We start from the raw sequence: 1,392 nt of genomic DNA on the forward strand, positions 1-1,392 counted from the left end.
TGAAGTTAGAATAAAAAGTGGACACGTAGATATCCTTTTTATCATACTGAGGATACCAATAAAAAGGACGTGTTCAACATGCGGAAACAAAAAAGACCAGAAGAGAAAGAGTATATTGCCAAGCTGTATATTGAAGAAGGAAGAAAAGCAACGGACCTGGCTTATGAGTACGATGTGCACCCGACAACTGTGCGGGAATGGGGAAAAGCCTACCGGTTGAAAAAACAGAGTCCAGCAACGCCAGATGCCCCATTGTTGACGCCAACAGAGATCGAGCAGCGACTACACGAAGCAGAGAAAGCCTTGAAAGAGCGAGATGAGGAGATTGAAATCTTAAAAAAGGCCATGCATGTCTTCGCCAAAAGCCGAACGTAGTCTATGTATTTATCCAAAATCATATTGGTGAATACAGCGTAGTGAAGATGTGCAAAGTACTGGAGGTGTCAAAAAGCGGCTTCTACAAATGGCGTCAGGAACAGAACTCTGAGAAACGACGGGCACGTCAAGCTTGGCAGGAAGAACTCAAACAGAAGATCAAACGATCTTACTATGAAAGCTATGGTTTATATGGGAGTCCTCGTATTCATCAGGATCTTAAATCATGGGGTTATTCGGTGTCCGAACGGACAATTGGTAAACTCATGAAAGAGATGGGATTGAGTGCATCGCCAAAAGAAAAATTCGTCGTGACAACAGACTCGAATCACGATCAAGATGTCTATCCTAATCATCTGAATCGCACGTTCGATGTTGATGCGCCTAATGAAGCCTGGGTGTCGGACATCACCTACATCCGAACAAGAGAGGGGTGGCTCTATCTCGCAAGTGTCATGGATTTGTTTTCCCGTAAAATTGTTGGTTGGAGCTTAGATTCCACCATGAAGAAAGAATTGCCGCTTGATGCGCTTCAACAAGCACTATTACTAAGGAATCCGACTGGACCTCTGATTCATCATTCTGATCGTGGATCCCAGTATTGCGCGGATGACTACACAAAAGAGCTGGATCGTCATCAGATCCAAATCAGCATGAGCAGAAAAGGCGATCCTTATGACAATGCCTGCATCGAATCGTTTCATGCGACATTGAAAAAAGAACTGGTGTATCGACATCACTTCAGCACACGTGAAGAAGCAAGAAAAGAGATCAGTCGTTATATTGGTGAATTCTATAACTTACGAAGACGTCATTCAACACTTGGCTATTTATCACCAGTGGCTTATGAAAAAAAGCATCAAGCCTCCTCACGGAAGACGGTTTCTTAAACGTTACCAGCCATCACCATCGGTTCGCCTTTGAACCGATGGTGATGGCTGGTTGAGCAAGCAAAGCGCGCTAGGCTTCAAAAGATAAGAAGGTTTATTTAGTGTCCACTTTATTGACAGAAGACCA

At 43.8% G+C, this 1,392-nt stretch carries 2 protein-coding genes; both read left to right on the forward strand.

Annotated features, from left to right (window positions below; all coding sequences use genetic code 11):
- Nucleotides 1–78: 78 nt before the first annotated feature.
- Nucleotides 79–375, forward strand: coding sequence for a transposase (locus E2491_RS07085; RefSeq protein ID WP_134373563.1), 297 nt, complete (start codon nt 79–81; stop codon nt 373–375).
- 11 nt (nt 376–386) lie between these two features.
- Nucleotides 387–1,265 carry an IS3 family transposase gene (locus E2491_RS07090; RefSeq protein WP_244093889.1) on the forward strand — a complete coding sequence of 293 codons (879 nt, stop codon included), beginning with the start codon at nt 387–389 and terminating at the stop codon, nt 1,263–1,265.
- The last annotated feature ends 127 nt before the right edge of the window (nt 1,266–1,392 follow it).

Source organism: Jeotgalibacillus sp. R-1-5s-1 (genome assembly GCF_004405105.1).
In the GTDB taxonomy this organism is placed as follows: domain Bacteria; phylum Bacillota; class Bacilli; order Bacillales; family Jeotgalibacillaceae; genus Jeotgalibacillus.

Bases quoted from the DNA above. Each gene is read 5' to 3' on its own strand.
- E2491_RS07085 (WP_134373563.1), top strand. From the start codon at position 79: ATGCGGAAACAAAAAAGACCAGAAGAGAAAGAGTATATTGCCAAGCTG.